The sequence below is a fragment of the Streptomyces sp. NPDC054841 genome, assembly GCF_053611045.1.
The window spans coordinates 1-5,018 of record NZ_JBSGZO010000567.1; the positions used below are offsets into that span (position 1 = coordinate 1).

At 72.4% G+C, this 5,018-nt stretch carries 5 protein-coding genes; 3 read left to right on the plus strand and 2 right to left on the minus strand.

Annotation, left to right across the window (positions count from 1 at the left end):
- Positions 1-259: 259 nt before the first annotated feature.
- Positions 260-688: a DUF7144 family membrane protein gene (locus ACWGI8_RS39340; protein WP_453668240.1), complete on the minus strand. Its 429-nt coding sequence runs from the start codon at positions 686-688 to the stop codon at positions 260-262.
- Positions 689-725: 37 nt separating this feature from the next.
- The gene (locus tag ACWGI8_RS39345; RefSeq protein WP_453668241.1) at positions 726-1,595 is read right to left on the minus strand and encodes an alpha/beta fold hydrolase; all 870 of its coding nucleotides are present in this window, start codon (positions 1,593-1,595) and stop codon (positions 726-728) included.
- Between the two features lie 95 nt (positions 1,596-1,690).
- Here ACWGI8_RS39345 and ACWGI8_RS39350 point away from each other — a divergent pair, with 95 nt between their 5' ends.
- From ACWGI8_RS39350 to ACWGI8_RS39360, 3 genes are all read left to right on the plus strand, one after another.
- Positions 1,691-3,034: an aminotransferase-like domain-containing protein gene (locus tag ACWGI8_RS39350; RefSeq protein WP_453668242.1), complete on the plus strand. Its 1,344-nt coding sequence runs from the start codon at positions 1,691-1,693 to the stop codon at positions 3,032-3,034.
- Between the two features lie 198 nt (positions 3,035-3,232).
- Positions 3,233-3,610 (plus strand): hypothetical protein, encoded by a 378-nt coding sequence (locus ACWGI8_RS39355; protein WP_453668243.1) that lies wholly within the window; start codon positions 3,233-3,235, stop codon positions 3,608-3,610.
- Between the two features lie 300 nt (positions 3,611-3,910).
- Positions 3,911-4,990 (plus strand): MerR family transcriptional regulator, encoded by a 1,080-nt coding sequence (locus tag ACWGI8_RS39360; RefSeq protein ID WP_453668244.1) that lies wholly within the window; start codon positions 3,911-3,913, stop codon positions 4,988-4,990.
- Positions 4,991-5,018: the final 28 nt, after the last annotated feature.

Below are 5,018 nucleotides of genomic sequence, written 5' to 3' on the forward strand. Positions count from 1 at the left end.
TACGCCCAGTATGAGGACGACCCTCCGCCTTGCGATGCACCGCATCTGACGCCGCGCGCTGATCCACCGGGGATTACGGGACAGCCCTTAGGCCGGAACCAGGCCCTGTCCGGGCAGCGATCTTGGGAGTGAGCCCAACCGGACCAGGCCGGTGGGCCGGAGTGTTCGGCGGACGGGCCAGAGGGTTGTGACGGACGGGCCGGAGAGTTCGGCGGGCGGGGTGCGCGGGGCAGGCGCGGACGCCGCCCCGCGCCGCCGGTCAGAGCTCGGGACGGGACTCGGCGGCCACCAGCGCCCAGATGATGAACACGGAGATGGCCATCGAGAAGATCGCCCACACCGGCTGGTAGGGCAGGAAGAGGAACTGGACGACGATGTTCAGCGACGCCAGGAAGACACCTGCGTACCGGGACCACTGCATGTTCTTGAGGATCCCCAGGCCGGTGACGGCGACGATGATGCCGAGGATCAGATGGACCCAGCCCCATGCGGTGAGGTCCCAGGCGAACACGTAGCCCGCGATCCGCGTGTAGACCTCGTCCCGGGCGATGCCGGCGATTCCCTCGAAGATGCTGATCACGCCGGTGACCATCATCAGGACGCCGGCGAAGAGCACACCGCCCGCCGCCCAGTCGCCGTTGCTGGTTGGGCTGCCGCGGGGTGCTGTCGGTGCTGTGTTCTGGCTCATGGCACCAGCATGGTTTGAATGGTGCAAATGGGATATTTCAATTGAGCCGTTCGAGGTACGTCCGCAGCGCCGCGTCGAATGCGTCCGGCCGCTCCAGATTCGGCATGTGGGCCGCGCCCTCGATGACGCACAGCGTCGAGTCCGGGATCGCCGCGTGCATCGCCTCGGCGTCCGCGACCGGGGTGTACGCGTCGTCGCGGCCCACGACCACCAGCGCCGGGACCGTCACCTCGGTGAGCAGCTCGCGGTAGTCGGGGCGCTCGGCCCTGCCGCGCAGCGCGGCCGCCGCGCCCTCCGGCGGGGCGCCGAGCATCATGCGGTGGACCGTCGCGGAGGCCTCGGTGTTGTACGGGGCGACCATCTTGTCCCGTACCTCGTCCGCGTACCCGCGCATCCCCTCGGCGAGCAGCCGGTCCGCCATGGCGTTGCGTTGTGCCCTGCCCTCGGCGGTCTCGGCGGCCGGGAAGGTGTCGGCGAGCACGAGCCCGGTGATGCGTTCGGGGAAGAGGCGGTAGCACTCCATCGCGATCTGGCCGCCCATCGAGAGGCCGCCGAGGACGAAGCGGTGGACGCCGAGGTGGTCGAGGAGGGCGGCCAGGTCGGTGGCGAAATCGGAGAGCAGCGTGACGCCCGGGACCACGGACGAGGCGCCGTAGCCGCGCAGATCGGGGGCGATGACCCGGTGCGTGGCGGAGAAGGACACGAGCTGCGGGGCCCACATCGTGCGGTCGAAGGGGTGGCCGTGGACGAGGACCAGGGCGGGGCCGGTTGCCGCGTCCTGGTTGCCGGTGTCCCCGTAGCCGGTGTCGTCGTTGCCGGTGTCCCCGTAGCTGGTGTCCCCGTGGCCGGTGTCCTCGTAGCCGGTCGTCAGGACCCGGTCTCCGGTGTCGATGAGTGTGGAGGGCATGTTCTTGAGGCTAGGTGCGTCAATTCCTCGGTGCAATAAGATCTTTGCTCTCGGTGCAATGTCGAGGGATGCGCGGTGGACGAGCAGGGGGACGGGTGGCGGAGGACTTCAGGCGGCTCGCCGACGAGATCGCGGAGCACATCGCGGAGGGGCGGCTGCGTCCCGGCGACCGGCTGCCGCCACAGCGGATGTACGCCCGTCGGCGCCGGATCGCGCCCTCGACGGCGATCCGGGTGTACGGCGAACTGGTGCGGCGCGGCCTGGTCGTGGGGGAGGTGGGGCGCGGGACGTTCGTACGGGCGGCGCCCCCGCTGCCCGGATCCGCGCTCACCGAGGCGACCGGCGGTGCCCCGGTCAACCTGGAGTTCAACTACCCGGTCGTGGCCGGGCAGTCGGAGCTGATGGCGCGGGAGCTCGCGGCCCTGGCCCGCCCGGACATGCTGGGCGAGGCGACCCGGCCGACCGGTCCGGAAGGCACGCCCGGTGCACGGCGCGCCGCGGCCGCCGTGCTCGCCAGGAACGGCTGGTCCCCCGACCCCGGCCGGCTCCTCTTCGCGGGCAACGGGCGCCAGGCCATCGCGGGCGCGATCTCCTCGCTGGTACCGCCCGGTGGCCGGCTCGGCGTCGAGTCGTTGACGTATCCGCTGGTCAAGACGGTCGCGGAGCGGCTGGGCGTCAGCCTTGTCCCGATCGCCCTGGACGAGGAGGGGCTACGGCCGGACGCGCTGGCCGCGGCCCACCGCACGGCGCCTCTCGCCGCCGTGTACGTACAGCCGACCCTGCACAATCCGCTGGCCGTGACGGCGGGCGAGGCACGGCGGGCCCATCTGGCGGCGGTGCTCGACGAGTTGGGGCTCACCGCGATCGAGGACACCACCTGGGCGTTCCTCGCGCCCGATGCCCCGGCGCCGCTCGCCGCGCACGCCCCCGAGCGGACGCTGCTGGTGGACAGCCTCTCCAAGAGGCTCGCGCCCGGGCTGACCGTGGGCTACCTCGTCCCGCCCGCCGCACACCGGGAGGCGGTGGCGCAGGCCCTGCGCTCCGGGGCGTGGACCGCGGCCGGGTTCAGCCTGGCGGCGGCGGTGCGATGGAGCGAAGGTGGTGTCGTACGGGCGGTGGTCGAGGCCAAGCGGGCCGACGCGGCGGCGCGGCACCGGCTGGTACGGGAGGTGCTGGGCGGCTTCGACATCAGCACCGACCCGCGTGCGTACTACTGCTGGTGGCGGCTGCCCACGCCCTGGCGGGCGGAGACGTTCGTCGCCGCGGCGGCGGAGGCGGGGGTCGCGGTGACGCCCGGTTCCGCGTTCGCGGTCGGCGCGCACACGGCACCGGACGCGATCAGAGTCGGCCTGGCGTCGCCGCCGGAGGAGGTGCTGGCGCGGGCGCTGAGCCGACTGGCCGCCGTTGCTTCGGGCACGGCGAGCGGCTGTCGGCGCTGACGCTGAGCGTTATCGCCCCCGGTCCCGGACAGGGCCTGGCTCGCGCTGCCAGGGATGATCTCCGAGACCGGCGCGATCGCGGTGCGCCCGCCGCTCAGGACCCCTGCCGCCTGATCCACTTGCCGCGTGCGCCGCGCGGGTGTCCGCTGGTGGATGGAGAAGTGCCGGATAAGTGGATGGAGCGGAAGGAGCTCTGCCATGGCTGCACACGCGGCGGTGCCGGCGCGGCACCAGAGTGCCCTCGGCGTCGCGGTCCCCGCCGTAGTCGGCGTCCTCTACGGCCTCTACACATCCTTCATGGCCCGTATGTCCGGAGAGTCGGCCGGCGCACAGTTCGCGATCGGGCTCATCTCCTGTCTGGTGCTGGCAGGGCTCTGCTACGCCCTCGGCCGCTACCAGCACCGCCTGCCGCGAGAGCTGCGCGCGGCGGCGTACGCGGTCCTGGTCGGCACCGCCGTCGGCTATCTGAACAGCCTGTCCGGCGACAGCATCCTCAACGCGATCGTGCTGTCCGTGATCATCGCGGCGGCGACGTTCTGCGTGATGTTCTACACCTTCTACGTGCACGAGGAGTGACCCCTGCCCCTACGGGGTTCCGCGCCTCGCCGACCGGGCCCGGACAGGGCCGCCTGGCACGACGAGCGGCGGACGAAGCCGGTCGCGTTCGTGAGCCACAGGACGGGCGGCGGAGCGACGGGAGACGGAGGGACGGGCGGCGGTCTGTGGTGCACGGGGGTGACCACGGGCCGCCGCTGTGTTCTCCTCGTGGATCAGAGCTGCTGACCTTCCCCTGTTGACCTTCCCCGCGGGGGAAGCCCCAGCATCGGCGGGGCCGGGCGAGGCGCCCGGTACGAGGAAGAAAGCGGGGGACCGGAGATGAGCGGCCTGTTGACGATCGGAGCGTTCGCACGGGCCTCGCGGCTGTCCGCGAAGACCCTGCGGCGCTACGACGAACTCGGCCTGCTGCCGCCGGCCCGCGTCGATCCCTTCACGGGCTACCGCTACTACGACCAGGCGCAGCTGGAGCGCGCCCGGCTGGTGGCGTGGCTGCGGCGCATCGGTATGCCGCTCGCCCGTATCCGGTCCGTCTGCGAGCTGTACGCAACGGACGCGGACGCGGCGGCCCGGGACATCCGCGCCTACTGGGCGCGGGTGGAGGCCGAGACCGCGGCGCGGCGCGACCTCGCGGCCTTCCTCATCGACCGGCTGTCCACCGCGGCAGCCAGGAAGGACCCCACCATGTCCCAGCTCACCGCCCCTCTCGGCATCCGCTACGCGGCCCTCTCCGACCGTGGCCTGGTCCGCGACACCAACCAGGACTCCGTCTACGCGGGCCCGCGCCTGCTGGCCGTCGCCGACGGATACGGCGGCGGGGGCGCACGGGCCGGCAGCGCGGCGATCGACGCGCTCCGTCCGCTGGAGAGCGTGTCCGTCGAATCCGGCGAACTGCTCAACCTCCTGGCCGACGCGGTCCAGCTCGCCAACCGCGCGGTCCAGGACCTCCCGGACTCCGGCACCACGCTCACCGCCCTGCTGTGGACCGGCTCCCAGCTCGGCCTGGTCCACATCGGCGACACCCGCGCCTATCTGCTGCGCGGCGGGCAGCTGTTCCGGATCACCCACGACCACACGGTCGTCCAGTCGATGATCGACGCCGGCAGCCTCACCGAGGACGAGGCCCGATCCCACCCCCAACGGGCTCTGCTCCTCAAAGCCCTCGGCGGTGCGCCGTCTCCCGCGACCCCCGACCTGCAACTCCACGACGCGCATGCCGGGGACCGCTACGTCCTCTGCTCCGACGGCCTCTTCACGGTCGTCCCGGAAGCGGACCTGCGCCGTGTGTCGGCGACGGTCTCCGACCCCGACGAGGCGGCACGGGCGCTGATCGCGCTGGCCAACGAGGCGGGCGGACCGGACAACGTGGGGTGCGTGGTGGCGGACGTGGTGGAGCTGTGAGCTGAGCCGGCGTGCGTCAGGGCCCGGC